Below are 21,316 nucleotides of genomic sequence, written 5' to 3' on the forward strand. Positions count from 1 at the left end.
CTGGGTACGAATGGTGACGTCGAGTGCTGTCGTTGGTTCATCAGCAATTAGCAATTTTGGTTCACATGACATCGCCATCGCAATCATGACACATTGCCGCATACCACCAGAGAGTTGATACGGATATTCATGATAAATCTCTTCAGCACGGGGAATACCGACCAGCTTTAACATATGAATCACATGATTTTTCGCTTTCTTTTTGTCATATTGCAAATGAATCTCCACAGCTTCCTGAATCTGCTCACCAATCGTAAACGCGGGATTTAACGAAGTCATCGACTCTTGAAATAGCATCGAAATTTCTTTTCCTCGTATTTCTCTTATCTCTTCTTCCGACAGAAATAACAAGTTTTTCCCGTTAAACTGAATGCTACCCCCGACAATTTTCCCAAGCGTATCTTTTAATAAGCACATGACTGAAAGTGAGGTCACACTTTTGCCGCACCCAGACTCACCGACAATCCCGACCGTTTCACCTTGAAGAATCCCAATATCTACACCATTCACAGCAGGAACCATCGTTTTGTCATTATAAAAATAAATAAGGCGCAATATAAGGGCCGATAATCGAGAGCACCAGCAGAAAAATAATAAAATAGCCTGCTATTAAAGCTATCGGTTGCCGCTTGAATGACAGGATAATCCCGAAAAGAGATGGAATCAATGAGCAACCTTCCTAACCCAGGCCAGTTAAATACAGTTTCTACGACAATAGCTCCACTTAACAGAAACCCAAATTGAAGCCCGGTCATTGTGGCTACAGAAATCATGGCATTTTTTAGCGCATGCTTCCAAATAACTGTACTCTCACGCAAGCCTTTTGCTCTACCTGTACGGATATAATCTTCTTTCAAAATATCCATGAAAGAAGAGCGGGTGAACCGGGCAATAATAGCGGCTACACCTGATCCCAGCGCGAATGAAGGCAAGATATAACTGCTCCATGAGTCATTTCCTCCTGTGGGAAGCCAACCTAAATAAACAGAAAATACTTATATTAGCATTAGACCTAACCAAAAAGAAGGAAGGGCGGTGGACGGGAGCGGTCGGAAAAAGACACGTTTCTTCTGCTGGAGCGCAGGGCGCATCCCCCCTTCCTTCTTTTCTTACTTCTTACCATAAGAATTTGTCGATGTATCAAATCAGATGTATATACTTGAGAATAAGGGGGATGTGCAAACCGTGATAACTACGGTCTTCACATCCCCCTTATGATTCATGCTTACTCGTCTTTTACTTTATTCTTTTTAAAAAATCGACAAATGCCTTAACAACTGAAACTTCCAATGATTTTTTCCTGTAAATTATCCATGTTCTCCGTAAAATAGGAATCCCACTTTTTGATGTTAAATTAATTTTAAAAAGTTTTTCATTCTCATCCAACAAAATACCAGGGAGGATAGCATATCCCAGACCATTTAGAGTCATTTTCTTACATGTTTCCATCTTATCAACCTCCATCATAATAGAGGGGGGCTGCGAATACATTTCTTTCCACCAATCTTCAATTAATAGTTTTAATGAGGTATCCGTATTGTAATTAATTCTCGGTAAGTTAGGAAGGTCCTTTAAACTAATTTCCCTATCTGAAACCACGAAGAGGGGTTCTTCCATTAATAAATGTTTTTCTTCTGGCCAATTATAATCTCCTCGAACAATCCCAACATGAACATCATGCTTATAAACAGAATTAATGACTTCTGCACTCCAACCAGTGGTCACATTAAAATCTACATCGGGATATTCATTATGAAAGTTTTTTAAAATGGAAGGAAGCTTATATCCAGCAAACATGCTAGAAACACCCAACCTTAGAGTTCCTCGAACCTTTCCCTCCATATTTAATAAATATTCTTTTGTTTTACGCAGTTGTAATAGCATATCTTCAGAATATCTAACCAAATGCTCACCCTGTGCTGTAAACTCGACTCCTTTTCTCCCTGTATAGACCAATGTTACGCCAAACTCTTTCTCCAATCGCTGCAAACGATACGTAAGCGCGGGTTGAGAAATGCATAGTTTTTCCGCAGTTTTTGTAATATTTTTTGCTTCATAAAGAGCATGTAACATTGTCCAATCTCGTTCATCCATTGCTATTCACCATACCAGTTTATAAAATTTAACTTTTCCCACCGATACGAGAAAAAATGCTTATGACATTTTTGATGTTCTCTATGAGTATACCATGTGTTAGCGCAATTATAGCATAAGCCGAAGATAATCTACCTTCTTAATGGACGAGACGCGTGATGCGCTTCTTCTTCCATGACCATCGATAGTACGAATATTGTAAAGCGAGACTGATGAAGAAACCAGCTGGATACCCAATCCATATCCCTTTTATGCCAAGGCTGCTGAAATTTGAAAGTACGTAAGCTACAGGAACTTCAACACACCAAATCGATATCACACTAAACACAGTTGGCCACAGTACAGTTCCACTTGCACGCATTGTAGCAGCAATGATCAATGTATGGCCAAAAATCAAATAACTCCACAGTGTGATCATTAGCAAACTATGTGCGATATCAAGCGTATGCTTGCTCGTTAGGAACAAGGATAAAATTCCCTGCGAGAATACATAGACAAGTATGATTAAAACACCACCGATTACATAATTAAGTAGCACACCAGCGCGAACCACTTGCTTCAGTCGTTCAAACTGATTTCCCCCAATAGACTGTGCGGCAAATATGGAGACGGTAATACTTAGACTCATTGCGGGCATCGCTACATAACTTGCCACTTGATTTACCGCACCATACGCTGCGGTAGCATCGGATCCAAAACGATTCACGAATGTGATGACAGCAATCTCAGCTAGTGATACGAGTATCATATTGATGCTTGATGGAATGCCAAGACGTAGCAATAATTTTAACAATCCCCAATCCATCCGAAGGTGCTGGCGAACGGATGCATCGAACTGTAATGGATGCTTTATTTTACCTAGGTAGATGAGCATGATGACAAATGTTAGTACCGTTGATACTACGGATGCGTAAGCTGCCCCATAGATACCGAGCTTTGGTAGACCGAGCCATCCAAAAATCAGAAGCGGTAACAATCCAACATCGAGCGCTGTGCTGACAATAAGAAAATAAAACGGTGTCTTGGAGTCACCTATACCGCGTATAAAAGTGGTATATGCAATATATAAAAACATAATCGGCATAGACCAAAATAGGATTCGCGCATAGTGAACACTAACGGCAATAATATTTTCTGGTGTACCTATTAGGCGCAGTATCTCCCAGGTGAATACATTTCCGATAATCGCCAACACCAATCCGAGAATAAAGGTAAACATAAGTGTTGTTCCAACGATTGCCTTTAAACGCTCTTCATTTCGCGCACCATATGCCTGACCGATCAGGATTGAACTACCTGAGCCTATGCCTATGGTGAAAGAAACGAGTAGAAAAAACAATGGAAAGAAGGCCGAAATTGCAGCTAAGGCATCTACTCCAAGCCAACGTCCGACAACGACCATACCAACCAATTGACCTATCGATTGCAGGGCATTGCTAAGAATCAGGGGTATAAAAAACATGAACATGGTACGCCATATGGGTTGATTGTCAGTTCCCTTACTTGGTAAATACGTACCTTCTTTATTTAACTCTTGGGGCGATTTCATTTTTCATTACTCCTCTTCATCGGGTTTTTTCCCGACTCTATCCACTTTCTTGTACTTTCAAGTTCTTTATTACTTCAAAAACAAAGGCTTATTCTCTAAATTCCTGCCATACATCCCACTCTCCTCACATTCCAAATTAACAAACAAATCATTATTAAGTCTATATATTAACAGTTGTTTTTCTGTTTTGTCTATAAATTATTAAAAATACTTCAATCTTGAACATATAACCACAAGGGTGATAATCATCCAATAAGAAGGAAATGGATTGTCCAGGCTCTCAGACGGTGTATCGTCATAGGCATATGTACCATTTACAAATCTAAAATAAAATTGATAATGATAATTATTATCTAAATTATAATAATATACATCAGAAAAGGAGACTTTATATGCTTGTTACATTCTTACGAGAAAATAGGTTCGCTTCTCATGTATTAACTATGCTCCGCTTATATCTTGGTTGGACATGGTTACAGGCTGGATAGGGAAGATAGCAGGAGAAAATTTTGATACTACAGGTTTCTTACAAGGTGCTCTTAAAAAAGCATCTGGTGAACACCCAGCCGTTCAATCTTGATAGGCTGATTTTAACGTGGAAAAAATAGGAATGGATCGTTGGCTAATCCCATTTTTAAAAAGGAAAATCTTAAAAAAAGACGAACAAGAAATACTTTTGAAAAACGCTTAATACAGAAAAAAGCAGTTCTCTGACGAGTTAGGAGAACTGCTTATCTACACGCGCAAGTTATGAATAATCAACAGGTGTGATGTATTCTCTTTTCTCTCCTCTTTTTACTAGCTTCCAATCAAGCTCCACGTTTTTTCTCATCTTGCGAAGAAGCTGTAAGGTTACATCTATTTCTTCTTGAGTAAAACCGTTTAATGCCACCTTTGTGGAATGTATTTCTTCCCTCTGCAAAAAAACATACAAGCTTTCACCTCTATCTGTCGGAAACAGATTTAGAATTTTCTTATTCTCGGCGTTACTTACTTTTTTTATAAACCCTTCTATCTCTAACTTCGCTATCGCCCTAGCAGCGGTTGTTCTGTCCACTTTAATCATTTCAGCTAATTTTTCTTGAATAATCCCCGGGTTTTCGCATATCCTTACAAGATACAAATATTGTCCTTTGGAAAGCTTAAATTCTTTAAACTCTATATTACTAATAGCATCTAAACATCTGGCAATCATCCCAACTTCTCGAAGAATCTCTTTCATTATTAACCTTCCTTTACTTGCACATTTATTTTGTTGTATTTACAACTATTATTTTTCACATTATACTATTTACAGGAATAAGAGACCACATCATTTCTTTCCATATTATACCCAATAAAAATGAATCGTTGTAAGAAGGGATGGAATTTGACTTGAAAGTTCAACGTATTATAGACAAACAAGAGCTAGAAGCTGCGTTTTATATACGGAAGATCGTTTTTGTGGAGGAACAAAAAGTACCGTTAGAAGATGAGTTCGATGAGCATGACGCTTATGCAGATCATGTTCTCGTTTATTACGATGAAAAGCCGGTAGGAACCGGACGATTACGAATTGTTGATAATGCGGCTAAATTGGAACGCATATGTATATTAGCTTCCCATCGTAAATATGGTCTTGGCAAAGAAATTGTCAAGTCACTCGAAAGGATGGCAAAAGAAAGAGGGCTGGCAAAAGTAAAATTGCACGGTCAAACACATGCGGAGCATTTTTACAAAAAGCTGGGTTATCAAACAGCTTCTGAAATATTTATAGAGGATGGAATTCCGCATATTTTAATGGTAAAAGATATCTCTGAGCACTTATAGGCGCTACACTCATCATTCTTGCCTTCCTCTTCAACGGTCCTATCGGCATAGGAACTCTACTAGCGGCCTTCTTTAGGGGAGCGATTATTCATTTCTTTATACCTTATATCGTAAGATTCGAGAAAAATATAATGCAGAAACAGGAAATGTCGGCTTAATATAGGCCGACATTTCCTGTTTCCATAAGTGTTACTACCAAATGTCTTCATACGTTATACATCGAATTTTTAAAGCAATTCAATCACTACTTTAAAAATCTGACGTCGTATCCATATTCCAAAAATCCCCTTTATGATTTTTTTAAGTTATTTAACATAAGGAGTAAGTCCTGCTTCTTTACGGTAGGCGATTCAGTGAAAATTCGATACAGTATGTTTCCTTCCTCCCCTTTTTCTATCCAGGTTATCTCCTGAAACACCCCTGTCTCACTTAAAAAGTTATTTATATTCCTTGAATAGTAGACGCTATCCTCTCCATTTATCTTCTCGGATGTCGTATCATGATTTGTATTGATTTTAATGGATGTCTCGTCATTCGGTATGGTTTCATAAGATACATATACGTTATCTCCACTTTGGTTTGTATACATTACATTCGGTGTGCTTATGCCGATTTGATTTTGACTATGTGAAGGCTTCGCTTTTTCCCATACCATCTTATTTCCTGTTTCATCTGCCCTCTTCTTTAATTCCCCTGCATAGCTATTGTAATTCTGTACACTTATAGGCTCTGTGGAAAGCCCTATCTTTCCTCCAACAAGTGCAAAACCACCTGGGAAAGACTGAGGTACATTTATGTTTGCAAGCGACTTCGGTAGCTGCTTCCGCCAGTCATCCATGTTCGTATATAGTGATGGGTTTGAAACTTTAATTAGGACCGGAAGTTTCCTCTTTTCCAGCTCCGCCGCATAGATAATAGCTGTTTCTCCAATGGCCAGTTGTCCTTTTACGCTATACAGAAAGCTCCTTATCTCATCGGCTTGCTCTCTTTCAATCACAGGGCCTTCATTTTTTGAGACACTAAGGTTAAAGCCAGGAGCATGCATACTATAAAGAAGATTGGAAGCATAAGCTACTCCAGAAAACAGTAGGCAGGAAACCACAATTGCGGCTACGCGGGAAGGTTTTCTATAACGAGAAAGACCTCGCTTTGCTTCCATATGCCGCTCATACAACTGTGTAATATGAGCATCCAGTTGTTTAGGAACCTCTATTTGTTTCATTTCTTTTTTTAGTTGGTATTTTACTTTCTCATCCATTTGCATCTAATAACGCCCCCTTATCTTCTAAAGAGAATATTGCCTCCGTTTTTAACTTTTGAAGAGCGACCCGATGCCGCGATTTTGCTGTATTCACAGAAATATCAAGAATCGTAGCAATTTCCTCAAAAGAATGATCGTGGTAATAACGCAAAACAAGAACCGTTTTTAATTTATACGAAAGATTTTGCAGCACCGATAGTAATTCTTCAGTATTCTCATGTTCTATGACTTCTTTCTCTATTCTTGTGCTAACTTTCTCTGCTTCTAATAGCTTACTGCGATCATACAATCTGAATCTCCGCCATACTTTTCGATTCCAATTCTGGGTTTGACGAATGGTAAGCCCGTTCAACCACGCCCGAAAAGGCTGCCTAGCATTATAATTCGGAAGTGATTTAAACAACTCGATATACACTTCACTGACAACATCACAAACATCTTGTTTATTGCGCAAAAGAAAAGATACGGTTCGATATACATGCTCCTTCGTTTCTCGATAAATCACCTCAAATGCTTCTTTGTCTCCTACAGCCATTTTACTAAGCCATTCATGCAACTCTGCTTCCGTCATTGCGAACGCCTCCTTTCCTTCCTTCTTCACTTATATCTTGGTTCTTGAACATCAAAAGGATCACTAAAAAATATAGGATTGACATGCCAGTTAACTATTCGTTCGAATTTAAATAAATCCAGGCTTGGCAGCTATATAAATTACACTTGATAGTTTGACAGAGGAGTGTGATTGGAAGGAGGAGATTTCGGAAAAAAGAAGAAGGTGGATGCGCCCTGCGCTCCAGCAGAAGAAAAGCCAGCGTGTCTTTTTCCGACCGCTCCCGCTCACCGCCCTTCCTTCTTTTCTTACCTCCCACCATAAACATTTGTTGATGTATCAAATCAGATGTTTATAGCCTTTTTCTATACTATTTACATACAAACAGCAAAAAATCCGCATTATACCAGGAAGGTTCGTCCAATTCTCTCTTACATATCATGCATAAACTATTAAAAATAAAAGGAGTTGATAATTTTGGGAACAAATTTTAGAGGTAGTGGCTGTTGTGGAAACCATGGAAATTTCGGGAATTTTGGGCAGCAAAAATCGAGTGACAATTGCGTCTGCAGAGTATTACGTCAACTTGTACCTGAGAGAGCAGAAGCTTGTACAACAGGATGCTTTCCTAACAATGTAAATAACGAGCTAACCCCATTTCTTTTGACAAATACTGCCGGTACCCTTCATTTTGCATTTGGTAATATCGGTGCAGGTCCAGGAACTGACCCAGGAGATTGCTTTGTTACACCTTTCTTTGCGGTTGTAAGTGTCGATAACAATTGCTGTGCGGTACTTGAATTACTGCAACCAAATGTCGACCTGTTAGCTGGTGCTGGCGCTATTTGTTGTCTACCGATAAATGCTGTCTGTACTGTTACTGACCTAACCCGAACAGGAATTTGTGTCAATGTGGACCTGAGATGCTTCTGTCAAGTGAACTGCCTAGACCCATCTCTTATCGTAAACAATGGTATCAATGGCCTTGCTGCTAGACGCCGTCAGGCAGGAAAATAATGAATGAGAACAAAAACAACCTATAGATGTTCTATATATACGGAGTATTCTTCTTTATATAGAAAAAATCTAATAGAATAATAGTATGTCAGATTTCTCCCCCAGCCTTCAGTATATAAAGGAATGGGGGATTTTATTTTATTCTTTATCCTTATAACATAATAAGCCCGAAGCCTCCCAATGAGGCAAATCATCCTGCATTGCCAAAGGGAATAAGCACAGGTTCGAATGATGAAAAATACTTGGTCATAGAAAAAAGGATAGCCCTTTGGCTATCCTCAGGGTGTGAAGAAACCTTACGGTTTTCCACACCCTAACCATCTGCTATATAAATTACACTTGATAGTTTGACAGGGGAATATTGTTGGAGGTAGGAGATTCGGAAAAAAGAAGAGGTTGGATGCGCCTTGCGATCTGGCAGAAGAAAGGCCAGCGTGTCTTTTTCCGACCGCTCCCGCCCTTCCTTCTTTTCCTACCTCCTACCATAAACATTTGTCGATGTATCAAATCAGATGTATATAGTACAGATGGTGTTAAATGATTGAATCGAGGATCGTTACTTATCGTCTAGGCTTTCTGTGGCGAAGCTCCATGTGAACCTTTTTCCACTTCTTTTTTTCCGCCGCTTGCAGACGAAGGTCTTCCTTACGAGCCAGATGAGCTAATTCCCGCTGCAGCTTCAGATAGCTGTCAAAACGAGAACGTGCCAGAGAACCGTCGACAAGCGCCGCCTGAACCGCGCAGCCCGGTTCTCGAACATGTCTACAATCATGAAAGCGGCATGCGGCCGTGAGAGATTCAACGTCGTCAAAGGCTCCCCGAAAACCTTCATCCGCTTCCCACAGTTGTAGTTCCCTCATGCCCGGAGTATCGATCATCAAACCACCGCCTGGCAAACGGAATAACTCGCGGTGCGTGGTAGTATGCCGCCCGCGGTCGTCGCCCTGTCGAGCCTCATTGACATGCTGTATGTCTTTTCCGCTCAAATGGTTAATTAACGTAGATTTTCCTACACCAGAAGAGCCCATCAATGCAATGGTAGTACCCTCTCGCAGATAGGGTGTCAGCTCCTCCAGACCGTCTTTCAGTTCTGTACTGACAGCATGAATCGGCACACCCATAGCAATGGACTGTACTTCCGCTATCCAGCGATCCACATCGTTACATAAATCAGCCTTGCTCAATACGATCACCGGGGTCGCCCCACTCTCCCAGGCGAGAATAAGGTAACGTTCTATCCGACGCAGATTTAAATCGTTGTTTAGAGCATTGACAAGAAACACAGTATCTACGTTGGCAGCAACAATTTGCTCCTCTACCGTCTCTCCAGCGACCTTACGGGAAAACTTGCTTTTACGTGGAAGTACGGCATGGATGGTTGCCTTTTTCTCTTCCACACGGGGGCGAATGACCACCCAGTCCCCTATGGCAGGATAGTCCTCTCGTTTGGTTGCTGCATAACGCATCTTCCCGGAAACTTCGGCCAGCAGTTCCCCATGTTCGGTCAATATGCGATACATTCGTTTATGCTCCAAAGCGACACGTCCTACGCTGTAGCCTTGTTCATCGTAAGGGGTGAAATAATGAGTAAACGTATTATTCCAACCCCATGCTTTCAATTTTTCTAGTAATTGTTGATTCATAATCGGATTCCTCCTGAAAATGGTTTTGTTAAAAGCACGTAGCCAAAACCAGTCACAGTGAATCCTTACTGTAGAACGGAGTTAACGTCCAATTGAAGGGAGGATTCCTGTGACTTTAACCTCTACAACCTCGGCAATTTTCATGTTCATCATAATGACATCGCTCCTTTCGGACCAGACAATCCGGTCTACATGATTTCCCAATTATTGTACCATGTAAGGCAGCAATATAACAGGGGGCAGGTCATGATATTCAGAGAAAATAATTTTCAGCAAGTGAGGTTTTGTTTGAGTTGCTCGTTTTCTTTTACCACTTGTTTTTTGAAATAAGTAAGAGGACTCTCTTTATCTATTGATGGAATGACATAAAAATTGATGGACATTTTTCATTATGCATTTACATAATGAAAACCCGTTGACAATTATATAAATGCCCCGTTATAATTCAATGTATTCAAACAAGTCTTGCCTATTACAGCTGTATATATAGCATTGAAGGGATCTTAGTAGTGCCTAGAATTTTTGTCTCAGAGAGCTGGTGGTCGGTGCGAATCAGTACATATCTAGGGCATGAATTACACTCCNATTTGGTCTTTGGGAAAGACGGCAACATAGCCGTTATCAGAATGAAGTGGTGAGCTCATGCTCGCAACTAGGGTGGTACCGCGATGTCTATTCGTCCCTACTGGTTTTCCAGTAGGGATTTTTTGTATCTATAAAACAATGAATGAACGTATATAAGCGTTGAAGGGATCTTAGTAGTGCCTAGAATTTTTGTCTCAGAGAGCTGGTGGTCGGTGCGAATCAGTACATATCTAGGGCATGAATTACACTCCCCGAGCTTCTTTTTCGTAGTAAAGATTTGGTCTTTATGAAGGGAAAGACGGCACATAGCCGTTATCGAAAATGAAGTGGTGGGCTTATGCTCGCAACTAGGGTGGTACCGCGATGTCTATTCGTCCCTACTGGTTCTCCAGTAGGGATTTTTTTTGTGGGAGGGGAACGAAAATGCGGCTAAGAATTCGCTTACCTTGCTAAGAGAACTTCAAACGAAATTGAAAATACAGAAGGGAAGAAATTTAGTATGGAACAATCATTAAAATCGGTAGTACAAGTTCCGGCACACTTGAGACAATTTGTTTCCCAACAACGCTATGAAGAATATACACCTATTGATCACGCTGTATGGCGCTACGTTATGAGACAAAATCATCATTTTCTGAAAGATGTAGCACATCCAGCATATGTAGAAGGACTTTTAGCATCAGGTATTGACACAGAAGCTATTCCAAAGGTATCGGACATGAACCATCGCCTTTCAAAAATCGGATGGGGAGCTGCAATTGTCGACGGATTAATCCCCGGTGTTGCCTTTTTTGATTTTCAAGCTCACGGTATTTTGCCGATTGCCGTAGACATTCGAAAAGTGGAAAACATCGAATACACACCAGCTCCAGATATTATTCATGAAGCTGCGGGACATGCTCCAATTTTGTTTGACACCAAATATGCATCATACGTAAAACGGTTTGGAGAAATCGGAGCTAAAGCATTCGCAACAAAGGAGGAACATGAAGTTTTTGAAGCTGTAAGACATTTATCCATTGTAATGGAAGACCGCAACTCTAAACCTGAGCAAATTGAAGAAGCAAAGCAAATGTTAAATGCAAAACAGAAAGCTGTAAAAGGAACGTCAGAGGCAGAACAAATCTCTCGAATCTTTTGGTGGACAGTAGAGTACGGATTAATCGGAACTGTAGAGAATCCTCAAATTTATGGTGCCGGACTCTTATCATCCGTAGGAGAAAGCAAGCACTGTTTATCGGAAAATGTAGTGAAGCTTCCATTCTCAGTAGAGACTTGTATTCAAACAAGTTACGATGTGACAACGATGCAGCCGCAATTATTTGTATGCGAGAGCTTTGACCAATTGATAGAAGCAATTGAGGAATTTGCAAGTACGATGGCATTTCAAAAAGGTGGAGTTGAGAGCCTGGATAAAGCATTCCAATCAGGCAGTACGTCTACATTTGTCCTAAATTCCGGATTACAAGTTACAGGGACTGTTGCAAACATTCATAAAGATTCAAATGGAGAAGCTATTTATGTAAAAACAACAGGGCCCACAGCCTTGGCGATCGATAATAAAGAGCTTCCAGGACATTCAAAAGACGTTCATCAGGATGGTTTTGGAACACCAATTGGCTTACTGGAAGGCAACATTTTACTCGAAGAATGTACAGACGACCAACTCGGTGCTTTAGGAATTGTAAAAGGCCAAAAGACGACACTACCTTTTAAAAGCGGTATTCAAGTAACAGGCACAGTCTCAAATATTATACGAAATAAAGAAAAAGTCGCTCTGATCTCTTTTGAAAGCTGTAATGTCGTATTAGGAAATACCTTATTATTTGCAGAGAATTGGGGAACGTTTGACATGGCGGTAGGATCTACAGTAATCTCTGCTTTTCCGGGAGCCGCAGATGCAGAAGCATTTTTTGATGCAGTGAAAATGGAAAACGATACTCTGACGGAACCAAAACAATTAACAGAGTTAGAAGGTATGTACCAGACAATCAGAGATACTCGCGAAAAGGAAACATGGGATGAAAATAGTAAAGCTGCTGTTCAAGAAGTTCTTCAAACATTGAGGAACTTTTATCCAAAAGAATGGCTGTTACGCTTAGAAATTCTTGAGTTACTCGGTATTCATGATGTACAAACTTCAGACAAAGAACAAATCCTTGAGGAATTACACAATCTCAGCAAAACAAAAGAGCTTCATCGTCTCATCAAAAATGGCTTAGATTTACTTCCGCTTCAAAAGGGACAGGCAATAAGCTAGAAGTATTGAGCTTCTTAGAAGTACAATCGGAGTGTGCAAAACTCCGAATTTCCACAAAAAGGTTTTTACTCTGCTAAGAGTAAAAACCTTTTTTTATTTAATGGATGAAGCGTACATCAAGGAACATTATCTTTTTTATATAGACATTTTACAAGCAGTTGTTTGTTTTAGTAAAATTTCACAACGTCTTCAAAAGATAAGAATGCTCTTTCACCTGGTTGTTCATTCGGCTCACCAAATGGCATTTGTGCTACTAGGCTCCATTCTTGCGGAATATCCCAAATTTTCTTCTGGAACACGAGGGCGTAGTGTTTCTTTTACGATATCCCAGAACTTTTCATGCTCAGCATCCATTAGTACAACGATGCGTCCGCTTTGCATGTTAAAAGATGTTGGCGCATATAGAGCTATCTTCAATATTTCGCTGATTCTGCCTTTTGTAATTGCTTTATTTTTTTCACCTTACGGATAGAACGACGATAGCATCCTTAAGATTTGTTGTAGTTACTGACATTTTTTATTCCTCCCATTTATGCTACATTGCATTCCATCAAATTCGTTTGTTTTATTTTTTTCTAATTCCTGATCAATGACTTGAGCTAATCTTTCTTTGCTAGTTAGTCCCTGGATAACTTCTTCACCAATCACAAATGTTGGAACAGCCATAATTTGCGCTTCTTCATAGGCGTGTCTTAGTGCTTCTTGATGCACTTCGCGATATTTTCGTGATACTAACGCTTCTTTAAATGCATCCTTAGAAAGGTCAACTTCATCCGCTAATTTTGTTAACACTTCGATGTCTTCGATGTTTTGTTCCTCTTGAAAAAATGCAGCAAACACTCTGTGGTGATACTCATTTCCTTTTCCATGCTCCTTCGCGAATTGGTAACCTTCAAAAGCTAGATGTGTATATGGATGTGGAGAAATACGTGGTAAACGCATTTCGATTCCTAACTTTTTCGCAGCAGGGAGAATAAATGAATCCCATGAACTCAATTTTTCAGGCTCTTGCCATGGATCAATTTTTGAATAAGGGCTAGGACGTAATTCAAATGGCATCCATTCTACTTCTACATCTTTTTCTTTTACGATCTCGTCTAAAGGACCTTTTCCTAAAAAACAAAATGGACAAATAAAATCAGAATAAGCCTTAATTTTTATAGTCATGTATTACCTCACCTTTCCTTTTGTAATTCCTGTTATATTGTAACAATTTCAGTTACATCTAGGAGTAAAAAAATATGCACCTTCCACTATAGAGAATTGCACCTCAATACTTATACACTTACTATGAAGAACTTAACTCGGGTATTTATACCTTTCTTCTTCCACAACGTCTACTGTACTATGCACAGCAATTGTAAAGCAGCTACTAACTTTTATAATTTATCATCTCTGCTGTAACCATTATAGTTACAATAAAAACACAAGTCAATTGCTTTATGATAAAAATTTAAATGAAAAAAGCTAACCTACATTGGTTAGCTTTTAGAAAATATTATGAAGATAATGTTTTGCTGTCATTAGATTCTGTAGGTGGAACATACTTATATTCTTTCTCCCAGAAATCAGCATCTTTAATACCTAACTTTACGGGGTCAAATACAGGGTCTTTCCCCTCTTTTTTCTGGCTTTCATAGTCTTTTAATACCTTTAATGCCGGTTTAGTAAGCAGGAGAATAGCAATGATATTCAACCATGCCATACTTCCCACACCAATATCTCCCAATGCCCAGGCCACCCCTGCCGTCTTCACACTTCCGTAGAAAACAACGGCCAGAATGACAGTTTTCAAAACATATTCTGACCAGACACGTTTTACTTTTTGATTAATATAAGCAAGATTTGTTTCTGCCATATAATAGTAAGCCATAATTGTAGTAAATGCAAAGAAGAGAAGAGAAACTGCCACAAACGAAGCACCGAATCCGGGGAAGGTTGATTCTACTGCTTGCTGTGTATAACCCGGGCCTGGTTCCATATCTCCCAGGTTATTAACCATAGGAGCTGCTCCTTCCGGTGTTACGTTATACATACCTGTAATTAGAATCATAAATGCTGTTGCGGAGCAAACAAACAATGTATCCACGTAAACGGAAAAAGCTTGCACAAGGCCCTGTTTAGCAGGATGTGATACTTCAGCAGCGGCAGCGGCATGAGGTGCCGTTCCTTGCCCTGCTTCATTTGAATAAATTCCACGTTTCACACCCCAGGCAATCGCTGCACCAATAATTCCGCCAAAGGCAGCATCCGAACCGAAAGCGCTTGCAAAAATAAGGGAGAGCACAGCAGGCAATTGGGAAATGTTTAACAACACAATTAACAAAGCGACCAAAATATATCCTAGAGCCATAAAAGGTACAATAACTTGAGCAACAGCAGCAATTCGCTTAACTCCGCCGAAAATAATGGAGGCAAGAACTACCACCAATATGATTCCGGTAACAGTAGGACTGATTCCAAACGCATTATCCAATCCAACTGCAATACTGTTTGCCTGTACACCAGGTAATAGCATGCCTGTCGCAATGACTGTTACGATTGCGAACAATACGGCATACCATTTTATCTTTAGCCCCTTTTCTATATAATAAGCTGGTCCTCCACGAAATTGCCCGTCTTGTTTGGTTTTATACACTTGCCCAAGAGCTGCCTCTACAAATGCAGAACCAGATCCTAAGAAGGCAATAAGCCACATCCAGAACACGGCACCTGGTCCTCCATAGGCAATTGCAGTGGCCACACCCGCGATATTTCCTGTACCTACCCTGCCGGCCAGCGCCATTGATAACGCCTGGAAGGAGGATACACCTGAGTCAGAGCTTTTGCCGTCGAACATAAGCTTAATCATTTCCTTAAAGTGACGCAACTGGAGAAAGCGAGTGGCAATCGAGTAAAACAAACCCGTTCCTAGGCAAAGATAAATCAACCCTTGGCTCCAAATAATTCCATTCAACCAGTTAACAAATGATTCCAAAGAATTTCCCCCTTTTGCAAAAAGATGCTTTCCATACAATTATAAAAAAATATAATTATTTTTCAAATAAATATTTTCTGTATACTAGAATTATATGACAATTTATTTTTTACTGATATATTTTACTCTCTACTTTTACTTTATATACGTCTAGCAGTAGCAATATCAACAAAAAACTTACCATATAAGCTGTACGCATGGGAAATTATATTTAATTCTGATCAACAATGTAATCCCTCCTTTCTGCTGTTTATCGTTTCATTTACGTATCACTTTTCTATATTATATTCAAATCACTATTTCTTTCAGAAAACATGTCAGAAAATGTTACGTTTATTTTGTATGCCTAATCTTTATTCTACATATTGCACAAAAAAACTTGGCTTATGCCAAGTTTTTATTTTTCCAACTTAATCTTCGATATGAAGAGCGGCCAGCCTCTCATCTACAAGCTGAAGTAAAGATTCAAACTCCCTCACTTCACAGCGAAACCATCCAAGACAGAAATCAATTTTTTCTCTCCAATCTAATAATTCGGCTTCTGTACACTTCTCAACTCTCATTATTTCTAGCCCTTGGTATGTGGATGTTATTCTTTCGTTTGTGCTATTCATATATTCATCACTCCCATTGGCCCTTTGAAAATTGGCTATTCTCCGATTAATCTCTTATTAGCATCTACTTCAATACCTTCCAGACGTTTTAGAAACGTGTTGCGCCAATTACCGGATAATTCTTCCACGTCCAAAATTCGTTGAATCGCCTCTACGTTTTGTTTATCATGGTGCATCGTGTAGTTCGCGAATGATACAGTGACATTTTTAGAACTGCGTTGAATGAGATGCATGGATGCAGGCTGCGTTACCCATCCCTCTTCTAATACACGAAAGTAAAAACCGGTAAATCCGGTATTCTGGAACTTAATCGGCAAATCAATGACATCATACTTCTTTGCTAGCTTATGGCATGGTTGTCTAGGTTGACTAACTTGTACAACAGCCTCTCCCATTTGATAAATGTCTCCAATACAAACTACATCCTCCAGCATACCAGTAACGGTGATATTTTCTCCAAATGCTCCAAATGTAAGCTCCCGGTCTAATTCTTTTTCCCAATAAGCATAATGCTCGTAAGAATATACGCAAACAGCTTTATCGACTCCACCGTGATGAACAAGGTCGGCTTGAGCATCCCCATCAAAGTTTAGTGTAGAAAGAAACAACGGTTCATCCACCTGATTTTTATAAATGCCTGTGGAGATCTCTTTCCCCTTATGTGTAATTGTTATCGGTTTTCCTACATTAATTGACTTAATTTCAATGGACACTGCTCTCTCTTTCCTTTCTGCAAGAAATAATTTCGTATGAAATCTACCTTACTATTTTAGCAAAAGAGTTATCCAAAATCTGCAATCCTTCATCTAATTGTTCATCCGTCGTCAAGAGCGGAGGCAGGAAACGAATTACATTGCCGTAAATGCCCGCACTTAAAGCTAGCAAGCCATTTTTCCAGCATTGCGTGACAAGTTGTGCGGTTACTTCTTTTGCAGGTTCCTTGGTTGAACGATCTTTTACAAGCTCCATCGCTACCATCGCACCTATTCCCCGTACATCACCAATTATGTCATACTTCTCCTGTAAGTGGTGGAAATGTGTCATCATGCGTGCTCCAATTATCCGCGCCCTCTCTACTATCTGTTCTTCTTCCATTATCTCAAATACCGCTAAACCTGCGGCACATGCGATTGGGCTGCCGGCAAATGTTCCCCCAAGTTGACCAATTTCAGGAGCATCCATTATATCGGCCCTACCGGTAACTGCACTGAGTGGAATTCCAGCGGCTATTGATTTTGACATCGTAATCATATCAGGGACAACATCAAAATGCTCGATAGCAAACCATTCACCTGTGCGACCAAAGCCGGTTTGAACCTCATCAACAATCATCATGATACCGTATTCGTTACAAAGACTGCGTATCCCCTGCACAAAATTAGCAGAAGGAACAACAAAACCGCCTTCTCCCTGTACAGGTTCCAGAATAATAGCTGCCACATCATATGGCGATACTTCTGTTAAGAAAAACTGTTCGAAATAATGCAAGATTTCCAAATCCACCTCTTCCGGTACCATATTATACGGTGCCCGGTAATAATAAGGGTAAGGCATTTTGTATGTATCAGGAGCAAATGGTCCGAATCCTAGCTTATATGGATTGACTTTACTTGTTAACGACATGGTCATCAGGGTACGCCCGTGAAAAGCACGCTCAAATGACAATACTATGCTCCGCCCTGTTGCCTTGCGAGCTATTTTAATGGCATTCTCGATAGCCTCTGCCCCGCTATTTAAAAACATTGTTTTCTTTTTCCAGTTCCCGGGTGTCCGTTCATTTAACTTTTCAGCAAGCGTAATATAACTTTCATATGGCATGACATGAAAGCAGCTGTGTATAGAAGCCTCCGCTTGTTCCTGGATAGCCTTAACGACTTTCGGGTGACAATGTCCAACATTCTGCATTCCAATACCACCGGCAAAATCCAAAAATGTATTTCCATCCACATCTTTAATTATCGTACCAGCAGCGGATTCTATATATAATGGCGTAATATTATAAGGCCCAACAGGGACGGCCTCCTGTCTTCTCTTATGAAGCGTGCTAGAATGTACACCTGGTATCATCGTATTCCTTCCTTTCTATATATCGGCTATAGTTTGCTATATTCTAATTCTGGCGTTTGGTAGCGAAGAACTGGTTTTCGAGCGGCGGTTACTTCATCTAACCGGTTAACAATCGTGCTGTGCGGTGCATTTTGAACCGTCTCCAAATCTTCATCCACTTCTCTTGCAATTCGAATCATAGCATCAATAAAACGATGAAGAGTTTCGATGTTTTCAGTTTCCGTAGGTTCGATCATAATTGCTTCCTCAACATTTAATGGAAAATAAATAGTCGGGGGATGAAATCCAAAGTCCAGCAAACGTTTCGCTATATCCAACGTTCTGGCACCCTTTTTCTTTTGGGCTTTCCCGGAAAGAACAAATTCATGCATACAAACCTGGTCGTATGGCAGATCAAAATAAGGCTGCAGCTTGCGCATGACATAATTCGCATTTAATACCGCATTTTCTGTTACTTGCTTTAATCCGTCAGGTCCCATTGTTCGGATATAAGCGTATGCCCGAACGAGTATACCAAAATTACCATAAAAACCCTTTACCTTACCTATCGACTCCGGGTGATCATATGTCAAGGTATAGCGTCCTTTTCTATGTTCTACTATAGGAGTGGGAAGAAACCGTGCTAATTCTTTATTCACTCCAATAGGACCTGCTCCAGGTCCGCCTCCACCATGTGGAGTGGTAAATGTTTTATGAAGATTAAGATGAACAACATCAAATCCCATATCCCCCGGACGGGTGTAGCCAAGAATGGCGTTCGCGTTTGCACCATCATAATAAAGCAACCCACCCGCTTCATGAACAATCGTAGCGATCTCCATAATATTTTCTTCAAAAAGCCCCAGTGTTGAAGGGTTGGTTAGCATAAGCGCCGCTGTGCTACAATCTACTTCTTTTCGCAAGGAATCCAAATCGACACCCCCGCGTTCATTAGAGGAAATCGTAATGACATCATAGCCGGCTACCGCAGCTGATGCCGGGTTCGTTCCATGGGAAACATCGGGAACCAGTACCTTTGTACGTTTCTCCCCGCGGGACTCATGGTAAGCCCGGATAAGCAATAATCCTGCCCACTCTCCTTGTGCACCAGAGGCCGGTTGAAGGGATACCTGGTCCATACCTGTGATTTCCTCAAGTTCAGTTTGAAGATTGTACATTAACTCCAAGGCACCCTGTACGGTTTCTTCAGGTTGATACGGATGAATCAGGGCAAAACCGGGTAGTCTGGCAAGAGTCTCATTTCGTTTCGGATTATATTTCATCGTGCATGAGCCCAATGGGATAAACCCATTATCGATCCCTTGATTTCTTCTGGATAGCTCAGTAAAATGACGAACAACATCAACCTCGCTAACTTCAGGAAGCCCTGCGGCTTTTTTTCTTATATACGTAACCGGAAGCAGCTCTTCTACTGGCAGCTCAGGTACATCGCATTCCGGAAGGCTATAGGCAACACGACCGGGACTGGATAGTTCGAAGAGTAACGGTTGATCTTTTTCTTGTCTCATACGATGGCTCCCAACTCTTGTACTAGTAAATCTATTTCTTCTTTCGTTCTTAACTCGGTAACGGTAAGTAGCATACTGTCTTTGTATTCAGCATAAGCACGTCCTACATCAAAGCCTCCGATAATCTTGGATTGAAGTAATCTGCGATTGATTTGCCCAACGTTTTTATCCAGCCTCACGGCAAATTCATTAAAAAAGGGGGCATGGAACAACGGTTGTATACCGGGAATTTCTATTAATTTCTGATAAGCGTAATGCGCTTTTTGCACGTTCAGTTTTGCAATATCCTGCAGACCTTGCTTGCCCATATAACTAAGGAATACGGTTGCCGCAAGTGCACTAAGAGCTTGATTAGAGCAAATATTCGATGTAGCTTTCTCCCGTCGGATGTGCTGTTCCCTAGCCTGTAGAGTGAGAACAAAAGCCCTTCGTCCGTCCATGTCTTTTGTTTGTCCTATAATACGTCCTGGCATACGGCGCATAAGGGCATTTGTCGTCGCCAATATACCAAGGTGCGGTCCCCCGAATGATATCGGGTTTCCTAACGGTTGACCTTCTGCGACAACAATATCTGCACCACACTCTCCCGGTGCTTCCAGAATCCCTAACGCAATTGGGTTTACTACCGTAATAAACAGTGCCTTATATTTATGAACAAGCTCAGATGCGTTTTTTATATCTTCGATCCCCCCGAAGAAATTCGGATATTGTACGATAACCGCAGCAACATCGTCAGCAAGTTTCGATTCCAGGTTCTCTATAGCAGTAAGTCCATCTTCTATAATGACTTCTTCAATCTGAATGTTTTTTCCGCATGCATACGTTTTTAATACGTCCCGATACTCGGGATGTACCGCCCTTGATACTAACAATTTGGAGCGGCCTGTCGCAACGCACGCCATAATCCCGGCTTCTGCCATCGCGGTCGGTCCATCGTACATGGAGGCATTGGAAACATCCATCCCTGTTAGTTCACATATCATCGTTTGATATTCAAAAATGGCCTGCAAAAGACCCTGGGAGATTTCGGGCTGGTATGGAGTATATGCCGTATAAAACTCGGAACGGCTAATAATGGAATCCACAATAGCAGGAATATAGTGCTCATAAGCACCAGCCCCTAAAAACGAAATATATTGTTCAAGGTCGGCATTTTTTGCTGCCATAGCCTTTAGTTTTTTATTAAGCTCAATTTCCGACCAGGCCGGTGGCAATGCAAGATCTCGCTTTAACCGGGCTGATTCAGGAATGTTGAGAAAAAGGCTCTCAATATTCCTGATTCCAAGAAATTCAAACATGTGCCCTCGCTCTATTTCTGTATTTGGTATATAACCATGATTTTTTTTCAAACCCACCCCTCCTTTTTATTACTCTTAATATTT

The 21,316-nt window shown here is 40.4% G+C and carries 19 protein-coding genes, 3 pseudogenes and 2 other annotated features; of the genes and pseudogenes, 3 read left to right on the forward strand and 19 right to left on the reverse strand.

From position 1 onward, the window contains the following. The 6 genes and pseudogenes from AF333_RS19960 to AF333_RS19980 form a co-directional block, all read right to left on the reverse strand. Positions 1-522, reverse strand: a pseudogene (locus tag AF333_RS19960) (ABC transporter ATP-binding protein); the annotation flags it as partial. Continuing rightward, positions 507-1,034, reverse strand: a pseudogene (locus AF333_RS19965) (ABC transporter permease subunit); the annotation flags it as partial. The pseudogenes AF333_RS19960 and AF333_RS19965, both read right to left, overlap by 16 nt. Further along, on the reverse strand, positions 1,013-1,144 hold the full coding sequence (locus tag AF333_RS36915) for a hypothetical protein (protein WP_268753647.1): 132 nt from the start codon (positions 1,142-1,144) through the stop codon (positions 1,013-1,015). The pseudogene AF333_RS19965 and the gene AF333_RS36915, both read right to left, overlap by 22 nt. 92 nt (positions 1,145-1,236) lie before the next feature. Continuing rightward, positions 1,237-2,094: a LysR family transcriptional regulator gene (locus tag AF333_RS19970; RefSeq protein ID WP_043064716.1), complete on the reverse strand. Its 858-nt coding sequence runs from the start codon at positions 2,092-2,094 to the stop codon at positions 1,237-1,239. Between the two features lie 139 nt (positions 2,095-2,233). After that, complete coding sequence (locus AF333_RS19975) at positions 2,234-3,643, reverse strand: MATE family efflux transporter (protein ID WP_043064715.1); 1,410 nt, start codon at positions 3,641-3,643, stop codon at positions 2,234-2,236. Positions 3,644-4,391: 748 nt separating this feature from the next. After that, positions 4,392-4,865: a MarR family winged helix-turn-helix transcriptional regulator gene (locus AF333_RS19980; RefSeq protein WP_043064714.1), complete on the reverse strand. Its 474-nt coding sequence runs from the start codon at positions 4,863-4,865 to the stop codon at positions 4,392-4,394. Positions 4,866-5,017: 152 nt separating this feature from the next. Here AF333_RS19980 and AF333_RS19985 point away from each other — a divergent pair, with 152 nt between their 5' ends. Then, on the forward strand, positions 5,018-5,452 hold the full coding sequence (locus tag AF333_RS19985) for a GNAT family N-acetyltransferase (protein ID WP_043064833.1): 435 nt from the start codon (positions 5,018-5,020) through the stop codon (positions 5,450-5,452). A gap of 289 nt (positions 5,453-5,741) precedes the next feature. Here the strand turns inward: AF333_RS19985 and AF333_RS19990 are convergent, their stop codons facing one another. The 3 genes from AF333_RS19990 to AF333_RS35865 all read right to left on the reverse strand — a co-directional run bounded on the left by AF333_RS19990 (position 5,742) and on the right by AF333_RS35865 (position 7,606). After that, positions 5,742-6,716 carry a hypothetical protein gene (locus tag AF333_RS19990; protein WP_043064713.1) on the reverse strand — a complete coding sequence of 325 codons (975 nt, stop codon included), beginning with the start codon at positions 6,714-6,716 and terminating at the stop codon, positions 5,742-5,744. Continuing rightward, on the reverse strand, positions 6,703-7,284 hold the full coding sequence (locus AF333_RS19995) for a sigma-70 family RNA polymerase sigma factor (protein WP_043064712.1): 582 nt from the start codon (positions 7,282-7,284) through the stop codon (positions 6,703-6,705). The genes AF333_RS19990 and AF333_RS19995 overlap by 14 nt, the downstream gene beginning before the upstream one ends. A gap of 94 nt (positions 7,285-7,378) precedes the next feature. Then, the gene (locus AF333_RS35865) at positions 7,379-7,606 is read right to left on the reverse strand and encodes a hypothetical protein (RefSeq protein ID WP_235496703.1); all 228 of its coding nucleotides are present in this window, start codon (positions 7,604-7,606) and stop codon (positions 7,379-7,381) included. A gap of 134 nt (positions 7,607-7,740) precedes the next feature. Between AF333_RS35865 and AF333_RS20000 the strand changes: the two genes are divergently transcribed. Then, on the forward strand, positions 7,741-8,280 hold the full coding sequence (locus AF333_RS20000) for a CotY/CotZ family spore coat protein (RefSeq protein ID WP_052520650.1): 540 nt from the start codon (positions 7,741-7,743) through the stop codon (positions 8,278-8,280). Positions 8,281-8,613: 333 nt separating this feature from the next. Here AF333_RS20000 and AF333_RS35870 read toward each other — a convergent pair whose 3' ends face one another. After that, positions 8,614-8,787 carry a hypothetical protein gene (locus AF333_RS35870; RefSeq protein ID WP_235496707.1) on the reverse strand — a complete coding sequence of 58 codons (174 nt, stop codon included), beginning with the start codon at positions 8,785-8,787 and terminating at the stop codon, positions 8,614-8,616. Positions 8,788-8,840: 53 nt separating this feature from the next. Next, positions 8,841-9,923: a ribosome small subunit-dependent GTPase A gene (gene rsgA / locus AF333_RS20005; RefSeq protein ID WP_043064711.1), complete on the reverse strand. Its 1,083-nt coding sequence runs from the start codon at positions 9,921-9,923 to the stop codon at positions 8,841-8,843. Between the two features lie 484 nt (positions 9,924-10,407). Continuing rightward, positions 10,408-10,610, forward strand: a binding site (T-box leader). 48 nt (positions 10,611-10,658) lie between these two features. Beyond that, positions 10,659-10,890, forward strand: a binding site (T-box leader). Between the two features lie 117 nt (positions 10,891-11,007). Between rsgA and AF333_RS20010 the strand changes: the two genes are divergently transcribed. Further along, on the forward strand, positions 11,008-12,768 hold the full coding sequence (locus tag AF333_RS20010) for an aromatic amino acid hydroxylase (protein WP_043064710.1): 1,761 nt from the start codon (positions 11,008-11,010) through the stop codon (positions 12,766-12,768). Between the two features lie 167 nt (positions 12,769-12,935). Here AF333_RS20010 and AF333_RS32105 read toward each other — a convergent pair. From AF333_RS32105 to gcvPA, 8 genes and pseudogenes are all read right to left on the reverse strand, one after another. After that, a pseudogene (locus AF333_RS32105) lies at positions 12,936-13,238 on the reverse strand (nitroreductase family protein). A gap of 34 nt (positions 13,239-13,272) precedes the next feature. Next, a complete protein-coding gene (locus AF333_RS20020) occupies positions 13,273-13,935 on the reverse strand; it encodes a DsbA family oxidoreductase (protein ID WP_043064708.1) in 663 nt (220 codons plus the stop codon). A gap of 331 nt (positions 13,936-14,266) precedes the next feature. Further along, positions 14,267-15,745, reverse strand: a complete 1,479-nt coding sequence (locus AF333_RS20025) for an alanine/glycine:cation symporter family protein (protein WP_043064707.1) — start codon at positions 15,743-15,745, stop codon at positions 14,267-14,269. Positions 15,746-16,155: 410 nt separating this feature from the next. Next, on the reverse strand, positions 16,156-16,359 hold the full coding sequence (locus tag AF333_RS20030; RefSeq protein WP_043064706.1) for a hypothetical protein: 204 nt from the start codon (positions 16,357-16,359) through the stop codon (positions 16,156-16,158). Between the two features lie 35 nt (positions 16,360-16,394). Continuing rightward, positions 16,395-17,072 (reverse strand): MOSC domain-containing protein, encoded by a 678-nt coding sequence (locus AF333_RS20035; RefSeq protein WP_043064705.1) that lies wholly within the window; start codon positions 17,070-17,072, stop codon positions 16,395-16,397. A gap of 43 nt (positions 17,073-17,115) precedes the next feature. Continuing rightward, positions 17,116-18,426, reverse strand: a complete 1,311-nt coding sequence (gene gabT / locus AF333_RS20040; RefSeq protein ID WP_043064704.1) for a 4-aminobutyrate--2-oxoglutarate transaminase — start codon at positions 18,424-18,426, stop codon at positions 17,116-17,118. Positions 18,427-18,452: 26 nt separating this feature from the next. Then, the gene (gene gcvPB / locus AF333_RS20045; RefSeq protein ID WP_043064703.1) at positions 18,453-19,934 is read right to left on the reverse strand and encodes an aminomethyl-transferring glycine dehydrogenase subunit GcvPB; all 1,482 of its coding nucleotides are present in this window, start codon (positions 19,932-19,934) and stop codon (positions 18,453-18,455) included. Further along, positions 19,931-21,283, reverse strand: a complete 1,353-nt coding sequence (gene gcvPA, locus AF333_RS20050) for an aminomethyl-transferring glycine dehydrogenase subunit GcvPA (protein ID WP_255322202.1) — start codon at positions 21,281-21,283, stop codon at positions 19,931-19,933. Before gcvPA ends, gcvPB begins: the two co-directional genes overlap by 4 nt. Positions 21,284-21,316: the final 33 nt, after the last annotated feature.

Source organism: Aneurinibacillus migulanus (assembly GCF_001274715.1).
Classification (GTDB): Bacteria; Bacillota; Bacilli; order Aneurinibacillales; family Aneurinibacillaceae; genus Aneurinibacillus; species Aneurinibacillus migulanus.